Genomic DNA, 277 nt, shown 5'->3' with positions numbered 1-277 from the left:
CGCGGTCAACGACGTTGCCATTGGCATCGTAGGTATACCGGACCACGCTGCCAGCGCCGTCGACCGTGTAGTGAAGGCGGCCGTCCGCGTCATACACCCGGCTTTGAGCTTCATCGTGTGCCGGATCTGCATTGATACGACCGGCGACATCGGCCAGCGTAGGAGCGTCGGCTAGGCCCGAGAGACTGACCCGGTTTGCATAGGCGGTGGTAGTAGTCAGACGCCCCTGTGCATCGTAGGCATTCTGCTGAACATCGCCGGCAGCATCGACGGTATA

Annotated in this window: 1 protein-coding gene; it reads right to left on the bottom strand. The window is 61.4% G+C overall.

Annotated features, from left to right (window positions below; all coding sequences use genetic code 11):
- Positions 1–277: RHS repeat domain-containing protein (locus RVY79_RS19390; protein WP_317466199.1), on the bottom strand; the 277-nt coding region annotated here is incomplete at both ends.

It is taken from the genome of Chromohalobacter sp. HP20-39, assembly GCF_033052815.1.
Lineage (GTDB): Bacteria > Pseudomonadota > Gammaproteobacteria > Pseudomonadales > Halomonadaceae > Chromohalobacter.
The sequence above is the reverse complement of the archived record's forward strand: the minus strand, read 5'-3'. Positions and strand labels throughout refer to the sequence as shown.